Genomic DNA, 17497 nt, shown 5'->3' with positions numbered 1-17497 from the left:
GCTCAGAAGAGGTCGCCGAGTGCGTCACCGATCGCGTCGACCGCGTCGCCCGCGGCACCGGCGATCCCGCCCGCAGCATCGGCCACGCCACCGGCGACATCCCCCGCGATACCGCCGTACGCCCCGGCGATGCCGCCGGCCGCGTCGGCCACGCCACCGAGCAGGTCGCCCGGATCGAAGCCGCTCTCGGAGTGGGTGTGCTGGGAGTTGTCGTTGAACGAGTCGTTCGTCGAGTTGTCGTCGTGTGAGTCGTGGGTCGAGTTGTCGTCGTGTGAGTCGTTGAACGAGTCGCTGATGTCGTGTGAGTCGTGGGTCTCGGTGTAGTGGTTGCTGTTGTCGCTGGTGATGCCACCGCGGCTGTACCCCAGATCGATTCCGCTGAGGTCGACGTTGCCGCCACCGTCGCCACCGTCGCCGCCACCGCCGAAGCCCCAGCCGCCCTCGCCGCCGTCGCCGCCGGCGTGGACGTTCAGCTGGTTGTGGCTGTCGTTGGTGCTGTTGTCCTCGATGTGGGTGTTCTGGGTGTTGCCGCTGTTGTTGCCGTGCACCGATTCGTCGACCCAGGTGCTGTGGTCGTCGTAGCTGTTGCCGACCGAATTGCCGTCACCGGCCACGCCACCGGTGGTGGCGATCGGTCCGGAGGCGTCGCCGCCCACCGCCACCGACCCGGTACCGGATGCCGAAGTGGTTGTCGAGGAATCGATTCCGGCTGTCTGCTGTCCGCCGGTCCATTGGTTGGTCATTGTTCTGTCCTTGTCGGTGAGGGTGTTGTGTGGGGAGTCGCTGAGTGGTGTTCAACGATGTGACCAACGTTATGGGCCCGGCCGTGCGGTCGAAACGGGGTTGGTCCCCCCTCTGGGGTGGGGGTCGTCGGGGGATGGTGGGGGCGGGCCGGGGTGTCGATCGGGGATCGGCCCCGTGTCCGGGATGCCGGCCCACATCCGGTGGCCATGACGCGCGACAGCGCCCGGTCGCCATCTCGTCGAGATGGCCACCGGACGTGTCGGCCGTGTGAAGTTGTGTGTATACCGTTGTCCGAGATCAGAATCCGCCACCTCCGAGATCGCCCCCGCCGACATCTCCACCGCCGACGTCGCCGCCGCCCAGATCCGTACCGCCGACGGGCGCGTCCGCGCCGCCGGTATCGGAGCCGTATCCGGGGTCTCCGGCCGCGCCCACGTCGCCCCCCAGCCCGTGGTCGACGGCGGGATCGGTGCCGAGGTCGGGGGCGTGGTAGATGCCGGTGTTGTCGGGGTGTACCACCTCGAACCCACCGTCGACGGGGTCGGTCGCCAAGGGATCGTGGGTCAACGGATCCGGGCTTCCCGGGAGGCCGAACGGGTCCCCTGGGGTGTCGTGCCCGGGGTCGGCGACGTCGGGAATACCGGTGTCGGAACCGGAATCCGGTGCCGGGTCGGCGATGAACGGGATATCGTGCTCGCCGGGCAGGATGGTGGGGACGTCGTCGAACGGTGCGAACGACTCCCCACCGGTCAGCTGGGCACTGGTCATCACCGCGGCTGCCGGGTCGATCCCGACCGTCGGCTGGATCGGTGGTGTGGTGACCGCGACGGGTGGTGCACCGGGCCCGGTGGGAGCAGTGGTCACCCCCACCTTGTTGTGGCTGTCGTTGGAGCTGTTGTCGGCGATGTCGGTGGTCTGGGCGTTGCCACTGTTGTTGCCGTGTACCGATTTGTCCACATCGATGGTGTGGTCGTCGGTCTTGTTGCCCACCTCGTTGTCGTTGCCGGCGACGCCGCCGGTGGTGGCGATCGGTCCGTGGGCGTCACCGCCGACCGCGACCGATCCGTCGCCGTTGGCGCTGGTCTGGGTGGTCTCGACGGTGTTGTTGTCGCCGATGATCGTGGTGTTGCTGATCTGCTGGTAGTAGTTGTTGGTCACCTGCTGCAGGATCTGTGCCGGACTCCCGTGATCGGGAATGCTCGGTGTCCAGCCCATCCCTCCGCCCGACGGTGACGGAACACTCTGTGCTGCAACGGTGATCGCCTGGCTGACCTCATGCGACGTGACGTCGCCGAGGCCGACGTCGTTCAGGCACTTTCCGGGATTCTCCGCGAAGTCGGCGGCCTTCTTCTCGTCGTCGAACAGACTCTTGATGAAGTCGACCAAGGCGTTCTCGGTGATCATCGAACTCATGGGTATCTCCTTGTGATTCCGGCCTCCCTTCGTGGAGACATGACTTCACGCTATGAGCCGACGGGCCGCCGCCAAACGGGGTCGAACCACCGTTCTCGGGGTGCGGGTTAGGGGAATCGATACGGGGATCACCGGGGGGTGTGGGGGATCGGCGGCCGTGCGCCGATCGGTCCCCCATTCCCTGGGTCGGTGGGATCAGAGGTCTGGGAGCGAATCGAAAAGTGACCCGGCGGAATCGTTCTCGCCGAAGTCCGCGTCGAGCCCGTGCGCGTGGCCGGAGATGTCGGTCCCCGGCTGGTCGGGGTCGGAGCCGTCCGGTGCGCCGGGGTCGACATGCGGACCGTCGAGACCCGAGCCGTCGAGACCCGAGCCGTCGAGACCGTGGCTGTCGAGACCGGTGGCGACGTGATCGAAACCGGGCTGATCGAATGCCGGGTGGTCGAAACCGGGCTGATCGAACGAGGGAGTGTCGGGGACGACCTGGCCGGTCAGATCGGCGCCGACGCCGGGTGAACTGTCGAAGGACAGGTCGGGACCGTCGGCGGTCGGAAGGTGCGCGATGTCGAGATCATGGCCGTACGCGGCGTCGGTGTGCAGAGGGCCCGGGTCGTGCAGGGAGTTCGGGTCGTGCAGGGAGTTCGGGTCGTGCAGGGCGTTCGGGAACGACACGTCGTCGAGGGCGTCGAAAGCATGTGCCACGGAGCTTCCCGACCAGATGTCGGTGGGCGCCGGCTCGGCGGTCCCGGGGGGTGGTGCGCTGCCGCTCGCCATCGGGAGCAGGCTCTCGATGTCGGCGACCGACACCCCGTGGAGGTCGGCGGCGGCGAGCGCCCGCTCCGGATCGTCGGCAAAGGCCGCCGCCGCGTCGGGGTCGTGCGCCAGCGCCGTGACGAACTGCAGCAAGGCGTTGGCGGGCACGGTCTCTCCCCTCTCCGCTGATGTCGCGGCCGGCTCGTCGCGGGCCGGGCGTGGGCGTCCGAACTCCTCCGGACGGCGGTCTCAGTCCGAGGGTAGCCCGGCTGCCGACCCCCGATCACGGGTATGTGCCCGAACCCCGGATGCTGTCCACTAGGGGCCTGTGCCTAGTACGCTTTCGGTATGCGTAGGGGATCCCCGGTCCGCCGAACGCCGCACCCGCAGTGTTCGCGGTGGGGGATGTGCGGGGAACCCCCAAGGGATTCGAGTAGTCCACTACTCGCGTATCCGGCGCCGGGGACGCCTTCACTCGATTCAGGTCGCCCGGCGAGACCGATCATCGATCGCGTCGGAACGGCCACGGGCCGGTTCTACGGGAGCGTCGACCCGCCATCACGATCCGGGGTGTGAGCCCCGGAGCGGTTCAGCACGAAAAGAGACGGATCGATGGTCGCGACAGCCCTTGGGATCTCGTTGGGTACACGCAACCTGCGTGCGTGTACCTTCCCACCGCAGGTCGAGGTGATCACCCGGCATTCGGCGGTACTCACCTCGATACCCAATCAGAAACCCGAAGTCGGTACACCAGAAGAGAATTCGAGATCCACTCGCGGTGGCGTGACGCTCTCCGGATTCATCGAGCGGGTCGGCGACCCGGTGCCGCTCACCGCGCCCGACGGTTCCGCCCACCGACCCGAGGTCCTCACGGCGACCGCGGTGGCGAGCGTGATGCGGGCCGTCGCGCCGCACTTCGCACAGTCGCCGCCGGTCGTCGTCGGATATCCGGCGCACTGGAACCCGCAGGCCGTCGACGCCCTGCGGGGTGCGTTGCCCGAGGCGGGGGTCCGGGCGGACGTGCATCTGGAGTCGGACCTCACCTGTGCGCTCGCACAGCTGGGCACCCTCGCCGACATGCCGCACACCGGACTGGTCGCCGTGGTCGACTCCGGGGCGTCGGGCACGTCGGTCGCGGTCACCGACCCGGCTGCCGGCACGGTGCTCGGCGACATCGTGCGGGTCGACGAGCCGAGTGGGGACGATCTCGACCACGCGGTGATGCGGTTCGTGCTGTCGGAGGTGGTCGACGACCCGGCCGTCCTGGCCAATCCGGACGCCAATCTCACCGCTGCGTTGACCGCCCTGCGCAGGCGGTGCCGGGCGGCCAAGGAGGAGCTCTCGCGCGCCACCGTGACGATGGTCGACGTCGACCTGCCGGTGTACCGCGGCGACGTCCGGATCACCCGAACCGAGTTCGAGGACCTCCTGGCCGACCCGTTGTCCCGGCTGGGACCGGCCATCCGCGAAGCGGTCGATCGGGCGGGGCGGGCGACGACGGACCTCACCGCGATCGCGGCCATCGGTGGTGGCGCGTCGATCGGGCTGCTCACGCAGCAACTGTCCGGTGAGTTCCATGTGCCGGTGCTCACCGAGCGTGATCCGGCGTCGACCGTGGCCCGCGGGGCCGCGCGGATCGCGGGGCGGTCGGCGCCGGCGATGCCCGCCCCCCGGGGGTCGACGGACATCCCGGTGCGTGGTGTCCCCGACACCGCGTCGGGGCGGGGGACGGCCGGTGCGGCGGGCGTGGCGGCCGCGGGTCTCGCCGGTGCGGCCGGGGCCCGGGCCGCACAGCCCGCGTCGCCTGTTCCGCTGCAGCCGCGCAGCGGTGCGATCCCGGTGCAGCCGCGCAGTGGCGTGATGCCGGTGCAGCCGCGCAGTGGCGTGATGCCGGCGTCGGGTATGGGCCGCCCACCGACGCCGACCCCGCCGGGGGGAGCTCCCATACCCACCGATGCGCGCAGCGGGATGATGTCGGTGCAGTCGCCCGCCGGGGACGGGCCGCGCAGCGGCGGTGGGCCTCCCCCCGACAGCGGGCCACGTCGTCCGGTGCTCAGCTTCACCGACCACCACGACAGCGGCGGCGACGACGAGGGTGAACCCGACAGGGGCGGCGGACATCGGCGGCGCGCACTCATCGTCGCCGGCACGGCGGTCGTCCTGGCCTTGTCCGCCGGGACGGTCTGGGCGGTGACCCACGATGACGGGGGCGGTTCCGCACCTCCGGCGAAGGTCACCACGAGTACCGAGGCGAGCACGACGACCACCGAGACCACGCCTGCGGCCACCGCCCCCGAGGTGGGACAGGAACCGCAGGTCGGCAACCAGCAGGTCCCGACCGAGACCGCCACCACCCACACCACCGAGCCGTCGGAGACCGAACCGAGCGTGAGCGTGACGTCGGAGCCGCCTCCGGTCATCACCGAGCCCATCCCCACCGGCGGCGGCGCGGGCAACGGTGGAGCACCCACAGCGGCACCGAATCCCGGTGCCGGATAAGGATTCTCATGTTGACCGAGCAGGGTGCCGAGCTGCTGTCGGTGCTGTCGGAGGATTCGGGGCAGCCGCGGGCCGTCGCGGTTCTCGGCGTCGCCGGCTCCGGCAAGAGTTCGTTGTTGTCGCAGGTGCGGAAGGCTCTGCGCAACGCGGGCCTGCGCGTCGCGACACACACCGGCGTGCCCCTCGTGGATTGTGATGCCCTCGTCGTCGACGATCTGGACCTGCTCGCCGAACGGGAACTCGACGCCGTCGCGGGCATCGTCGACGGGGGCGCGCATGTCGTCGTGGCGGCCGCTCGCCCCACCCGGCACCGTGCCGCGTTGCGGCCCGTGCTGGCGGCCCTGACCCGGGAGTATCCACCGATTCGGTTGGCGCCTCTGACACCTGCGGAGATCGAGGCGGAGCTGTCGGCGGAAGTCGGGATCACCGACCGTCGGGTGGCCGCGACGGTGCACACGCGGACCGCGGGCCGGCAGTGTCTGGTGGCGGCCGCGGTTGCCGCCCTGCGGGCCGGCGTCGACGTGCAGGCGCTCGGGGCGGTGACGAGCGGCGAGATCCGTGAGCGGCTGTACGAGATGGATCCGGTCGAGGTCGCGGTGCTCGCGCTGGCGACACTCGACGTACCCATCGGGGCGACCGAGGTCTGCGCCACCCTGGGCGTCGACGCCGAACGTGCCGCGGAACTGCTGGATGCCGTCCGATGCTCCGGATTCGTCGGGGGCCCGGACGCTTTCGCGGCCGAGGTCCATCGACAGGCGATCGCGGTACTGGGGCGGACCCGCGTCCGTGACATCGAGGTGGCCCTGCGTGATCTGCTGGCCGGTGCCGGCGGTGTGTCGGACCGGTTGGCGGTGCAACTCTCCTCCGACGGCGTGGACCGGTCGGTGGACAGCCGGCTCGAGGGAGTGCGACTGCAGGTTCTGGCCGGCGACCTGCGGACCGCCACCGAGACCATCGATGCGCTCTGGGGGCGGATCGATCGCGCGCAGAGCGTGCGGTCGGTGGAGGTGGCGTCGGTGATCGCCATCGTGCGTGGTGATGCACCGCGTGCGGCACGTCTGTACGCGTGGCTTGCCGAGTCCGTCGACGGACACGGACCGGCCTCGCCGGCCGGATGGTCTTTGACCTGGGCCATCGTCGACGCCACCTCGGGTGACGCGCGGCGCGTCCGCGGGCTCGGCGACGGCGCCGACGACCAGGCCGTCACGCCCAGGCTGGCCGCACAGGTCGAGGCGATGACCGCGCGGGGGCTCGCCGAGTCCTTCGCCCGGACCGATGCCGCCGCACTCCACACGCTGATCTGTGCGGCCGCGCTGGAGCGGGATTGCTCGTCGACGCGGCTGTGTGCCGATACCGCCGCGGCCACCGCAGCGATCCTCGCCCTGCACCGTGGCCAGGCGTCGAGGGCGCGGACGGTGTTGTCGCGGACGCCTGCCGATGCGCTGCCGCCGATGCACCGATTGCGCCGTCGGATCCTGCTCGCGTGGGTGACCCTCTTCGAGGGAGACGTCGCCGTGGCGGCGCGGGAGGTCGAAGCCATGGCGCAGGAGGGCTCCGGCCATGCACACATGGGACAGCGCGACGTTCTCGGCGTCGCAGCACTGCGGGTCGCGGTGGCGCGCCGCACGGGCGACGCCGGGACACTGCGGGCGGCGTGGGATGCGGCGGTCGATCCGCTCGGCGAGTACACCGCGGACCTGTTCGGATTGTTGTTCGTCGGCGAGTTGTGGGTCGCCGCAGCTCAGCTGGGGAAGCTCGACGAGATGTTGCCCACCGTCGAGCGGATCACCGCGGTGCTCACCGGGATCGGCGACGCGCCGCAGTGGTCGGCGGCGGTGCACTGGTACGGCGTGCACGCGGCGATCGCCGGTCGGTCTCCCACCGATCTGGTTCCCCACGCACGCGCGCTGGCCGAGTCGGGCCGGGCCGATCCGCAGGCCGCGGTGTTGGCCCGGGCGGGCCGGGTGTGGGTCAACGTCCTCGGTGGGGACGTCGACCCGGATCAGGTGGAGGAGGCCGCGCGGACCCTCGACGAGTACGGGTACACGTGGGACGGGGCACGGCTGGCCGGACAGGCCGCATTGAGCGCCGACGATCCGCGGGTGGGAGCCGCGATGTTGCAGGTGGCGCGCTCGCTGCGCACCTATCGACAACCGATCGCCGAAGACGCCACCGAAGCCGAGCGGAGGTCGTCGGTGGCCGTCCTCAGCGAACGGGAGCGTGAGGTGGCGGCGCTGTTGCTGTCGGGGATCACCTACAAGGGGATCGGCGAGCGGCTGTTCATCTCCGCGAAGACCGTCGAGCATCATGTGGCCCGGATCCGTCAGCGCATCGGCGCGCAGAGCCGGGCGGAGATGCTGGCGATGCTCCGTGCGATGAAGCTGGGGGACGAGCTGAGCGCCTGAGTGGACCGGGCGCCTGGGTGCGATGTGCTACGCGGCCGGCCGGGACGAGAAACGGGACCGGTACCGCGCGGGGTTATGCGGTACCGATCCCGTGTGTGGTCGGCTCACTCGTCGTGGTCCGACCACCGGCATGAGGGGCCTGATCAGGCGCCCTGGCCGGCCTCGATCTCGAGGGTGATGGTGATCTTGTCGCCCACCACGACGCCACCGCCCTCGAGCGGCATCTCGATGTCGATGCCGAAGTCCTTGCGGCTGAGCACGGTGCCGGCCTCGAAGCCCGCGACCGGGCCGTTGCCCATACCCGGGTTGACGCCGTTGAACTCGAGCTTCAGATCCACCGACTTGGTCACGCCGTGCAGGGTGAAGTCGCCGGTGAGGACGTAGTCGTCACCCTTCGCGGCCACCGAGGTGGAGACGAAGGTGGCGGTCGGGAACTGGTCGGCGTCGAAGAAGTCTGCCGAACGGATGTGGGCATCGCGCTGGTCGTTGCCGGTGGTGAGCGAGCGGACGTCGATCTCGGCCTGCACCGACGGGGTGCCGTCCTCGGCGACGGTGATGACGCCGCTGAAGGTGTCGAACTTGCCGCGGACCTTGCTGACCATCAGGTGCTTAACGGAGAATGCGACGGCCGAGTGGACCGGGTCGATGGTCCAGGTGCCGGCGGCGATCGGTGCGGTGACGGTGGTGGTGCTCATTGGGGTGCTCCTACGCTCTGCGATTTTCTGCTGAGGTCTGGTGGGCCGCTCCTCGACCCATCACCACTATAAGCGGACTGCGGTCCGATTTCATTCCCGATGTGGAAGTATTTTCTCGGTAGTTTTCATGACCAGGCGAAAACCGGCTGCTCGAAACCGTCGACGCGGGTGTCCCGGCCCTGCAGGACGACCTCGGCGAACTGGTAGAGAATGGCACCGGTCGGGGCATGGACCAGGGAGGTGCGCCCGCTCGGCGAGGTGTCGGCCGGATCGCGACGTACGCCGGGGATCGGCATCTGGATCACCGGCCGCGGTGACTCGGGGATCGAGATGAACCGAGGTTCGGCCAGCAGATCCTCGAAGGGGATGAAGTACCACTCCGACACCTCGTCGGGATTGGGCGTGGGTTCGGGTGCCCGTCCGGCCCAGCACACGACCGGGGTGATCACGTAGCCCGACCGGGTGGCGTAGTCGTCGAGGCGGCCCAGCACGGTGTCTGCGTCGAGCAGGATGCCCATCTCCTCGTGTAGTTCGCGCAGGGCGGCGTCGATCTGGTCCTCCCCGGGATCGAGGCGCCCGCCGGGCAGGGCGAACTGTGCCGCATGGCGCCGCATACCCATCGGCCGGCGCATCAGCCAGATGCCCTGTTGTTCGTCCTGCTCGACGATCACGAGGGTGACAGCCGCGGCGGTGCCGCTCGTCGATACCGCGCGGCGGTCGAAGGTGGTGAGGCGTTCGGTGGCGACGCTGCGCTCGAGGCGGACCATGTCCTCCAGTTCACCATGGCGCTCCGACACGTGGGTGGTCACCGCGGCCAGGTGGGGTCTGCGCGATATGTCGCGGATATCCTCTATCGGCGAAATCAGTTGCAGACCACCATGTTCCGAGAAGTGCATACTCGAGGGATGAGTTCGACTCCGCCGCTCGACCTCGATGCGGTGCTGACCTCCTGGCGGGTCGATGTGGTGACGGTTCCGGTGGTCGTCCTCGCCGTCGGGGCCTATCTGGTCTGTCTGCGACGTTCGGGGCTTCCTCGTACGCGGGCGGTGCCCGGTCTCGCCGGTGGGGTGGTGTGGCTGGTGTCGGCCTGCAGCTTCATCGGCGTCTACGCCGACACCCTGTTCTGGGTGCGGGCCCTGCAGGTGGTCCTGGTGCTGCTCGTGGTGCCGTTCTGTCTGGCCCTGTCCATGCCGGTGACGGTGGTGCGCGCGGCCCTGGGTTCACGCGGGCAGTCGCGGGTGGACGCGGCGCTCGACACCCGGACCGCGCGGGTACTGGCGTCACCGGTGGTGACCTCGGCGGGGGTGATCGTGACGCCGTGGCTGATCTACCTCACGGGCTGGTATCCGGCGATGCTGCGGTCCGATGTGCTCGACACCCTGACGCGACTGCTGCTCGTGCTCTGTGGGCTCGGTTACTTCTATGCCCGCCTCCAGCTCGATCCGGTGCCGCGTCGGTACCCGCAATGGCTGACGCTGCTGCTCTCGCTCGCGGAGACCATCGGCGACGGCGTGCTCGGCGTCGTGCTGTGGCAGGGGTCGATCGTCGCCGCGTCGTATTACGAGGCCCTCCACCGCACGTGGGGGCCGTCGATCCGTACGGACCAGACCGTCGGGGCGGGCATCCTGTGGATTCTGGGCGATGTGATCGGGCTACCGTTCCTGCTCGTCGTGTTCTCGCGGTTCCGGTCGGAGGAACGCCAGGTGGAAGAGCTGGCCGACGCCCGGGAAGAGGAGTCGGTGCAGGATGACGACGCGCCGGCTCCGACGCTGTGGTGGCAGGACCATCCCGAATTGCGTGAGCGGTTCCGGTGAGTGGTCGAGGAGGAGGTGGCCAGGGCCGGGATCGAACCGGCGACCTTCCGCTTTTCAGGCGGACGCTCGTACCAACTGAGCTACCTGGCCGGACGACATCGGTCCGATGCGCTGACGCGCACCGGACCGACGCCGAGATGGCGACCCTGACGGGACTCGAACCCGCGACCTCCGCCGTGACAGGGCGGCGCGCTAACCAACTGCGCCACAGGGCCATATTCTGTTGTCCGAACTCGTGAGAGTTCAGGCGTACCCCCTACGGGATTTGAACCCGCGTTACCGCCTTGAGAGGGCGGCGTCCTAGGCCGCTAGACGAAGGGGGCCTGGTCTCACACGCGGAAGCTATCCGCATGGGAGCTGCACTAGCGTAGGACACATCCGGCCCAAAACGTAAATCGCCTGGTCAGAGGGATGGAACCGGGGCTTCGGCGGCATCTGGGGTCGCGTTGGCGGTCTCGCGCTCCACCAGGTGGTACGAGATCACCGCGAGGGTGATCGCGCCAATCGTCAGGCCGATGATCGCCCCGAAGCCGTCGGTCGCGAAGTCGACGAGTGCGTTGGTGAAGGTGTAGACGATCGCCCCGATCCGCAGTGACCGCAGCGGCCACACCGCGGTGGTGCGGTTGCGTGCGATCATGGCCGGCAGTGCCAGCGGAAGGGTCAGCGCGCCGCTGAGGAACAGGATCCATCCGGTGGTGTCGTCGGTGCCGAGTTCCAGGGTGATGTTCAGCTCGGCGAGACGCTCGGGGTCGAGCGTCCACTGCAGGATGCCGACGATCACTGCGACCGCCGATCCGGCCACCAGCAGCCAGCCGCTGAGGGTGAGCAGTTTGGGGCTGCGGCACACGCCGGGGATCGCCCGGATGCATCGCTCACGGAGCTGCAACAGACGGTCGGGGGTGTCGGGTGCGGCGTCGACCAGTGCCCGGATGTGCGCGACGGTCTCGGGGGCGACGTCGTATTCGTCTGTGTACGTGAGTAATCGGATGGCCTGGGTCCGTCTGCGCGGGGTGAGGCCATGCGTGAGCCCGTCGGCGGCGATGGCCGCGGCATTGGCCAATGCCTCTGCGGCCGAGGGCTTCCGGAGATCGCGAACCGCTCTGCCGATCACCAGGATCAGTAGGACGAGAACGTACATGATCTCCGCAGCCGGGCCGTAGAAATAGTCGTTGTCCTTGGTGACGAACTTGCCCACCTCATCCAGGAACAGTCCGAATCCGATGCCGCCCAACAAGATCGTCACGGCTCGGGCCGTCGGTCCGAGGAACATCCAGCCGGCCACCAGGGCCAGCATCATCAGTGCACCGCCCCAGAGTGCGTGTGCGATGTGCAGGGTGCCGCCGCCGACCTGTGGATAGCCGGTGGCCGCCAGATATCCGCGCGTGACCAGGATCGTGGCGACGGCGAAGATCAGGAACCATTCGACCGCCGATGTCCCGTTGACGGTGCGGGTGACGGCGGGGGTACGGCTCGCGGGCATGACTGAAGTATTGCCGCGTTGCCGGAATTGTCCACAGGGGTCGGGGAAATTCGGTGACGACGGAGTTTTGTCGGTGGGCTCGTGTACCGTGGCCTGTAATCGAACAACAGTTCTCTACTGCAGGTCACAGGCACTCCGGGGGGAGGTGATCAGATGACGACCACACCCACGACATCACTGTCGTTCACCGATTCCACCTGGCCGCAATTGCCATTTGACAATGCCGATCTATTGGGTGGGGTCGACCCGAAAACACCCGAACAATCCTCCACCAACGACTTGTTGATCGGGTTACGCGAGATCGATCGAGGACGATCGTTCCTCGCCTGGACGACCTACCGGTCGGTGATCGAACTCATCGGCCGCCACGTCGACGCCGACCGTGGTGTGGCCGGGGCACCATCCGGGTTCGTCGATCTGGCCAAGAAGATCTCCCGTGTGCGTGGCATCACCCAACGCGCCGCCGAACTCCTCATGGACGAATCCATCGCCGTTCTCCACCACCTGCCTCACGTCGCGGAAGTATTGCGGGACGGCTGGATCACCCCCGAGTTGATGAAGGTGGTGGTGTCACGGACCGCGCTGGTACACGGTCGCGAATCAGCACCCAAAGTCGACGCCGAGATCGCCGAGCTGATCCGCCGACGCCGACGACTGTGGTCGAAGAAAACCATCACCGACATGACCGACCGAGTCGTGTTCCGCCACGACCGTGACGCCGTCCGTGAAGCCCGCGAACGATGCCTGGACAAACGTGGCGTGTGGACCTCGTTCAGCAATGACGGGACCGGGGAGATCGCCGGCACCATGGCCGCCGACCGCGTCGAACTATGCGGCCTCGTGATCAACACCCTCGCGAACACCGTGTGCCCACATGATGGGAGATCCTCGCAGAACCGGAAATCCGATGCCATGTTCGCACTCCTGTCGGGCACCCAGTTCGAGTGTGACTGCGGTCGGGAGGACTGCCCCGCCGAGATCCCCGAAGCCGGGACGATCCCACACGTGCAGTACGTCATCCACCTGATGGCCAACGAAGCCACCGTCGCCGACCTCGACACCGTCACCGGCCGACCCCGACCCGAACCTGAGCCGGAAGGTCACAGCGACAACAGTTCTGAACGGCAGCTCGATCTCGACGTCACTGCGACCGGTGCCACCGAGCAGCCCGACGACACTCCCACACCTGATGACACCCATCAGTCGGCACGCCGCGAGCGTGACGCGGCAGTCGAGGCGGGACCGACCGGCATCGACACGGCCGCGAATCCGATTGTCACACCCGATGTTCCACCGACTGTGGCGTCGACCGGTTCCTCGGACCTGCCGGCCGGTGCCGCACCCGGGTATCTGTTCGGCAAAGGTGTCATCGCCCCGGAGTTCGTGCGGGACCTCGCCTCCCACCCGAATGCCCGGTTCACACGACTGGTCCCCTCAGGTGTTCGGCCCGAGGATGTGGTGTTGCCGCCGACCCTGCCCTCCGATCCGTATCGGCCCTCAGCAGCCCTCGACACATTCGTGCGTCTGTCCTATGGCACGTGTGCCGATGTGGCGTGCACCCGAAGCTCATTCGATGCCGATCTCGACCACGTCACCGAATACGATCACCACAACCCGGCGGCGGGTGGGCAGACCACCCCGATCGGGCTGAATCCGAAATGCCGGTTCGATCATCTCCACAAAACCCATTCCGGGTGGATCGATGATCAATACCGTGACCCCCACACCGGCCGGCTGGTCATCGACTACACCACCCCCGAAGGGCTGATCCTGCCCGGACCCGCGGAGACCATGGAAGATTTCTTCCCCGGCCTGAGGAGATACCGGTTCGACGACCCACCACCAGCCCCACCGGGGACACATCTGAAACCCGACGGGGAGCGAGTGCTGGACCAGGACCCGAACCTGTCCCACACACATCGACTGGCCCGCAAACTCCGACGCCGACGACTCGAACGCCAACGCAACCGTGCCCGCAACCAGACACCCGCCGGCCACGCGGACTCACCCGCCCCACCCTTCTGAGGACGGTCGGCTCCGCCGGTGACTCTCGGATCGGGCCCGAACACGAAAAAACCCACCGTTTCCGGTGGGTTGTCTCTTGGTGGCCAGAGCCGGGATCGAACCGGCGACCTTCCGCTTTTCAGGCGGACGCTCGTACCAACTGAGCTACCTGGCCGAACGGTGCCGGTCATGAACCGAAACCTTGGCGACCCTGACGGGACTCGAACCCGCGACCTCCGCCGTGACAGGGCGGCGCGCTAACCAACTGCGCCACAGGGCCATATTCATTTGTGTCCGAACTCGTGAGAGCTCAGGCGTACCCCCTACGGGATTCGAACCCGCGCTACCGCCTTGAAAGGGCGGCGTCCTAGGCCGCTAGACGAAGGGGGCCGGTTCTCCGGTCGGAGGCGCTCCGTTGGGAGCTGAATCAGATTAGGACACTGCGCGACAAAAACACAAATCAGCAGGTCAGTGGGGTATCTCGGTCAATTCGACATACCCGGGGTGGGGGTTGCGTGACTGCGCCGTCGGGCGGGGTAAACTCTGTTCGGCTCCGCTCCGGCGGGGCTTACCTGCCCCTATAGCTCAGTTGGTAGAGCTACGGACTTTTAATCCGCAGGTCCCAGGTTCGAGCCCTGGTGGGGGCACCACGAAGCCAGAAGTTCTCAGGTGCTGCCGGTACGGTGACGCCGGCCGGGTCGATGATGCCCGGCCGCAGTCATGTCATCGCCGGGAAGGAACTCGATGTCCCCGAACAGTCCCCGACTCGAGAACGAACCGTCCCGCCGCACGCGGGCACTCGGTCCCGTGATGCGGAAGCTGTTCGGCGGCGTGCCGTTGTTCCTCACCGTGGTCCTCGTCGGCATCATCGCCGGTAGCGCCACGTTCCTCGCGGTGAGCCCCGACAAGCACTCTTCTGCAGCGGATCCCTCGGCCGATCAGATCGAGTCGGCACGGGAGTCCGTGGCGTCGGCCACGATGATGTTCGGGCTGATGACGTCGGCCCTCGGCAGCGCCACCGGCAGTATCAAGAGCATCTCGGAGGGCGCCGGCAGCATCTTCGACGCCGTCGACACCGCCCACACCGCGTCCGGCCAGATCGTGTCGGCGTTCGATTCCGCACCCGGGACCGCGGGCGCCGGCGGCGACGTGCGCAGCATGACGGTCGCGATGTCGAATGGCATCGGCGACCTGCAGTCGCTGGCCTCGACGGCGGGGCAACTCGATTCGCTGGTCAGCCCCGTCATCACCTTCCTGCAGAAGAACACGGTCCCCGGCAGCGCCGATCTGCTCACCAACCTGACCGCCCTGCAGTCGTCGTCGCGGGAGATCGCGAACCAGCTCGGAAACCTCGACGACCTCAAGAAGGAGATGAAGACCCTCGGCGATGCCGTCGACGAGGCGAGCGGTCACCTCGACGAGGGCGTGACGCAGGCACAGCAAGCCGCCCGACAGTTGAACACCGGGCTCGGGCAGCTCGCGTCGGCCCGCGGTGACACCGTCGCGGCCGCGAACTCGGTCAGCAAGGGTGTCGGCCAGCTCACCACTGTGCTCAACTCGATCTCCAACAACCTCGAGTCGGCCGCCGACAACCTCACCCCGGCCGGGGAGCAGGGAGTCCTCGCGGCGCCTGTCGTGGCGGTCGACAACTCCGACCGCACGGCGACCTCACTGCTCGTCGGTGGCGGCTCGGCCTTTCTGGTCCTGGTCCTGATGCTCGTCGTCGGCCGTGTTCTGCGACGTGGTGACGCGACGTCGAACGACGCGGCGACCGGGGCCGACGAGGGCCCGGACGACCGGTCCGACGACGCCCCGGCGACCGAGGAGTTCAGCGCGCTTCGTCCGTGATCGCGCGGTGTACGGTCACGGGGATATCGACCCTGGTGTGACCCTGCTCATTCGGTACGCTTTGGAGTGATATCGACGGCAGGGAAGACGCATGAGTCCAGCTCGCAAGACCGGTGTGGCTCCGGCGTCGGCTGGTCGAATCGGCTGGACCCGGGCTCGACGACGCTACGCCGCCCGGGTGTGGGGTGTCGACGGCGAGCCGGGTGCGCGAGAGTGGGCGGGGCTCGGCGCCGCCGACCGTGGCCGGCTCGCGCGGCGTGCGATGGCCGTGGCCGTCGCCTCCATCGTGATCAGTAATGCCCTGATCGGTCTCGAGACCTTTCTGCTGGTGCAGCTCTCGTACAACGGAGGGCAGCTCACCGTCGAGGGGACAATCGGCGCACCGAACTTCCCCGACATCGTCACGGCCGTGATCGTCTGCATCGTCGTCAACGTGGTACTCGGTGTGGTGATGCACTGGCCGCAGGTCCGTTGGTTCGAGCTCGGGTCTCCTGCCGATCACGCCAGACGTGTCGCCGTACAACGCATTCCGGGCCTTCAGGTGGTCGGGACGATGATCGCCTGGGCGGCTGCGGTGCTCAGCTACGTGATCCTGTCGGTCCGCGATCTCACCATCAGCACCCTGTTGGGTGTCACCGTCGCATTCACCCTCGCGGGGATGTCGTGCGCCTGCCTGACCTATCTGTTCGCCGAGCGGGCGTCGCGGCCGCTGATGATGGTCGCCCTCGCCGACGATCCCGCTTCGACCATCGTGCACAGTGTGCGTGGCCGCATGCTGGCGGTGTGGGCGGTCAGCTCGGCGGTGCCGATGATCGGTCTGGTCATCCTCAATGCCGGACGTCATCTCGAGCTGCTACCCCCGGTCACCGGTTCGGTCGACTGGGCGGCGTTGGTGCTCGCGGTCGTCGGGCTCGCCTCCGGTGCCCGGGTGGTGGTGCTGGTGGGGCAGTCGCTCAGTGACCCGCTCACCGAGCTGCGGACCGCCGTGGAGAAGGTCCGTGCAGGCGACTTCGAGACCCATGTCGACGTGTACGACTCCTCCGAGATCGGAGTGTTGCAGCACGGCTTCAACGAGATGGTCGCCGGCCTCGACGAGCGGGAACGCATGCGCGAACTGTTCGCCCGTCACGTCGGGGACACCGTCGCCGAGCTGGCGATCGAGAAGGGGATGGGTCTGCACGGCACCAACACCGAGGTGGGGGTACTGCTCGTCGACATCATCGGCTCGACGACGATCGCGCAGGAGCGTCGCCCCGAGGACACCGCGGCCCTGCTCAACGAGTTCTTCGAGATCGTCGCCCAAGTCGTCGACCAGCATGCCGGATTCGTCAACAAGTTCGAGGGTGACGCCGCATTGGCGGTCTTCGGCGCGCCGGTCAAGATCGACAATCCGGCCGGTGCGGCACTCGCCGCGGCACGTGAACTCGCCCGTGCGCTCACCGACGCCCTCGACGTCCACTGGGGTATCGGGGTGTCGTTCGGGGTGGCGTTCGCCGGCAATATCGGAGCCGAGCGGCGCTATGAGTACACCGTGATCGGCGACCCGGTCAACGAGTGCGCGCGGCTGTCGGAGATGGCCAAGACCAGCCGGGTTCCGGTGCTCGCCAGCGGCGCCGCGATCGCCGACGCGGCGGAGGAGGCCGATGAGTGGGCGCTGCTGGGCAAGCGCGTGATGCGCGGCCGCACCGAGCCGACCGCGATCCACGCACCCGTGGCACTCATGCCGCACGGACCGACGTCGGTGGGCGAGATGCTCACCGGACTGTTGCGCCCGGCGCGCTGGCTCGGCGCCGCCGGTGTACTGAACTCGGACTGATATCGACCAACCCACTCCGGTGCGCCGGG

General features: G+C 68.2%; 12 protein-coding genes and 7 tRNA genes. 7 read left to right on the top strand and 12 right to left on the bottom strand.

Features of this window, described 5'->3' with window-relative positions; genetic code table 11:
- Window positions 1-2: 2 nt before the first annotated feature.
- The 3 genes from ACWDUA_RS13860 to ACWDUA_RS13850 form a co-directional block, all read right to left on the bottom strand.
- Window positions 3-743, bottom strand: coding sequence for a hypothetical protein (locus ACWDUA_RS13860; protein WP_449751571.1), 741 nt, complete (start codon window positions 741-743; stop codon window positions 3-5).
- A 298-nt stretch (window positions 744-1041) separates the two neighbouring features.
- Window positions 1042-2157, bottom strand: a complete 1116-nt coding sequence (locus ACWDUA_RS13855; RefSeq protein ID WP_449751570.1) for an IniB N-terminal domain-containing protein — start codon at window positions 2155-2157, stop codon at window positions 1042-1044.
- A gap of 195 nt (window positions 2158-2352) precedes the next feature.
- Window positions 2353-3075: an IniB N-terminal domain-containing protein gene (locus ACWDUA_RS13850; protein WP_449751569.1), complete on the bottom strand. Its 723-nt coding sequence runs from the start codon at window positions 3073-3075 to the stop codon at window positions 2353-2355.
- Window positions 3076-3690: 615 nt separating this feature from the next.
- On the opposite strand from ACWDUA_RS13850, the gene ACWDUA_RS13845 reads away from it, so the two are divergent.
- Both ACWDUA_RS13845 and ACWDUA_RS13840 read left to right on the top strand, forming a co-directional pair.
- Window positions 3691-5406 (top strand): Hsp70 family protein, encoded by a 1716-nt coding sequence (locus ACWDUA_RS13845; RefSeq protein ID WP_449751568.1) that lies wholly within the window; start codon window positions 3691-3693, stop codon window positions 5404-5406.
- Window positions 5407-5414: 8 nt separating this feature from the next.
- The gene (locus ACWDUA_RS13840; protein ID WP_449751567.1) at window positions 5415-7811 is read left to right on the top strand and encodes a LuxR C-terminal-related transcriptional regulator; all 2397 of its coding nucleotides are present in this window, start codon (window positions 5415-5417) and stop codon (window positions 7809-7811) included.
- Window positions 7812-7954: 143 nt separating this feature from the next.
- On the opposite strand, the gene ACWDUA_RS13835 is transcribed toward ACWDUA_RS13840, so the two are convergent.
- Window positions 7955-8506 (bottom strand): YceI family protein, encoded by a 552-nt coding sequence (locus ACWDUA_RS13835; protein ID WP_449751566.1) that lies wholly within the window; start codon window positions 8504-8506, stop codon window positions 7955-7957.
- A 125-nt stretch (window positions 8507-8631) separates the two neighbouring features.
- Window positions 8632-9273, bottom strand: a complete 642-nt coding sequence (locus tag ACWDUA_RS13830; RefSeq protein ID WP_449751593.1) for an NUDIX hydrolase — start codon at window positions 9271-9273, stop codon at window positions 8632-8634.
- 138 nt (window positions 9274-9411) lie between these two features.
- On the opposite strand from ACWDUA_RS13830, the gene ACWDUA_RS13825 reads away from it, so the two are divergent.
- Window positions 9412-10320, top strand: a complete 909-nt coding sequence (locus ACWDUA_RS13825) for a cytochrome c oxidase assembly protein (protein ID WP_449751565.1) — start codon at window positions 9412-9414, stop codon at window positions 10318-10320.
- 16 nt (window positions 10321-10336) lie between these two features.
- Here ACWDUA_RS13825 and ACWDUA_RS13820 read toward each other — a convergent pair.
- From ACWDUA_RS13820 to ACWDUA_RS13805, 4 genes are all read right to left on the bottom strand, one after another.
- Window positions 10337-10410: transfer RNA gene (locus tag ACWDUA_RS13820), tRNA-Phe, on the bottom strand.
- 48 nt (window positions 10411-10458) lie between these two features.
- Window positions 10459-10535, bottom strand: a tRNA-Asp gene (locus tag ACWDUA_RS13815).
- 35 nt (window positions 10536-10570) lie between these two features.
- Window positions 10571-10643 (bottom strand) — tRNA-Glu (locus ACWDUA_RS13810).
- Window positions 10644-10723: 80 nt separating this feature from the next.
- Window positions 10724-11800 carry a hypothetical protein gene (locus ACWDUA_RS13805; RefSeq protein WP_449751564.1) on the bottom strand — a complete coding sequence of 359 codons (1077 nt, stop codon included), beginning with the start codon at window positions 11798-11800 and terminating at the stop codon, window positions 10724-10726.
- A 153-nt stretch (window positions 11801-11953) separates the two neighbouring features.
- On the opposite strand from ACWDUA_RS13805, the gene ACWDUA_RS13800 reads away from it, so the two are divergent.
- Window positions 11954-13825 (top strand): DUF222 domain-containing protein, encoded by a 1872-nt coding sequence (locus tag ACWDUA_RS13800; RefSeq protein WP_449751563.1) that lies wholly within the window; start codon window positions 11954-11956, stop codon window positions 13823-13825.
- A gap of 77 nt (window positions 13826-13902) precedes the next feature.
- Here ACWDUA_RS13800 and ACWDUA_RS13795 read toward each other — a convergent pair.
- From ACWDUA_RS13795 to ACWDUA_RS13785, 3 genes are all read right to left on the bottom strand, one after another.
- A tRNA-Phe gene (locus ACWDUA_RS13795) sits at window positions 13903-13979 on the bottom strand.
- 28 nt (window positions 13980-14007) lie between these two features.
- Window positions 14008-14084 (bottom strand) — tRNA-Asp (locus ACWDUA_RS13790).
- Window positions 14085-14121: 37 nt separating this feature from the next.
- Window positions 14122-14194, bottom strand: a tRNA-Glu gene (locus tag ACWDUA_RS13785).
- 184 nt (window positions 14195-14378) lie between these two features.
- Here ACWDUA_RS13785 and ACWDUA_RS13780 point away from each other — a divergent pair.
- From ACWDUA_RS13780 to ACWDUA_RS13770, 3 genes are all read left to right on the top strand, one after another.
- Window positions 14379-14454: transfer RNA gene (locus ACWDUA_RS13780), tRNA-Lys, on the top strand.
- A gap of 94 nt (window positions 14455-14548) precedes the next feature.
- Entirely contained in the window at window positions 14549-15652 is a 1104-nt protein-coding gene (locus ACWDUA_RS13775; protein WP_449751562.1) for a hypothetical protein, read from the top strand.
- Window positions 15653-15743: 91 nt separating this feature from the next.
- The gene (locus ACWDUA_RS13770; RefSeq protein ID WP_449751561.1) at window positions 15744-17468 is read left to right on the top strand and encodes an adenylate/guanylate cyclase domain-containing protein; all 1725 of its coding nucleotides are present in this window, start codon (window positions 15744-15746) and stop codon (window positions 17466-17468) included.
- Window positions 17469-17497 lie beyond the last annotated feature (29 nt).

This window comes from Gordonia sp. NPDC003376, from assembly GCF_053589235.1.
The sequence above is the reverse complement of the archived record's forward strand: the minus strand, read 5'-3'. Positions and strand labels throughout refer to the sequence as shown.

Bases quoted from the DNA above. Each gene is read 5' to 3' on its own strand.
- ACWDUA_RS13860 (WP_449751571.1), bottom strand. From the start codon at position 743: ATGACCAACCAATGGACCGGCGGACAGCAGACAGCCGGAATCGATTCC.
- ACWDUA_RS13855 (WP_449751570.1), bottom strand. From the start codon at position 2,157: ATGAGTTCGATGATCACCGAGAACGCCTTGGTCGACTTCATCAAGAGT.
- ACWDUA_RS13840 (WP_449751567.1), top strand. From the start codon at position 5,415: ATGTTGACCGAGCAGGGTGCCGAGCTGCTGTCGGTGCTGTCGGAGGAT.
- ACWDUA_RS13835 (WP_449751566.1), bottom strand. From the start codon at position 8,506: ATGAGCACCACCACCGTCACCGCACCGATCGCCGCCGGCACCTGGACC.
- ACWDUA_RS13830 (WP_449751593.1), bottom strand. From the start codon at position 9,273: ATGGTCCGCCTCGAGCGCAGCGTCGCCACCGAACGCCTCACCACCTTC.
- ACWDUA_RS13825 (WP_449751565.1), top strand. From the start codon at position 9,412: ATGAGTTCGACTCCGCCGCTCGACCTCGATGCGGTGCTGACCTCCTGG.
- ACWDUA_RS13805 (WP_449751564.1), bottom strand. From the start codon at position 11,800: ATGCCCGCGAGCCGTACCCCCGCCGTCACCCGCACCGTCAACGGGACA.
- ACWDUA_RS13800 (WP_449751563.1), top strand. From the start codon at position 11,954: ATGACGACCACACCCACGACATCACTGTCGTTCACCGATTCCACCTGG.
- ACWDUA_RS13775 (WP_449751562.1), top strand. From the start codon at position 14,549: ATGTCCCCGAACAGTCCCCGACTCGAGAACGAACCGTCCCGCCGCACG.
- ACWDUA_RS13770 (WP_449751561.1), top strand. From the start codon at position 15,744: ATGAGTCCAGCTCGCAAGACCGGTGTGGCTCCGGCGTCGGCTGGTCGA.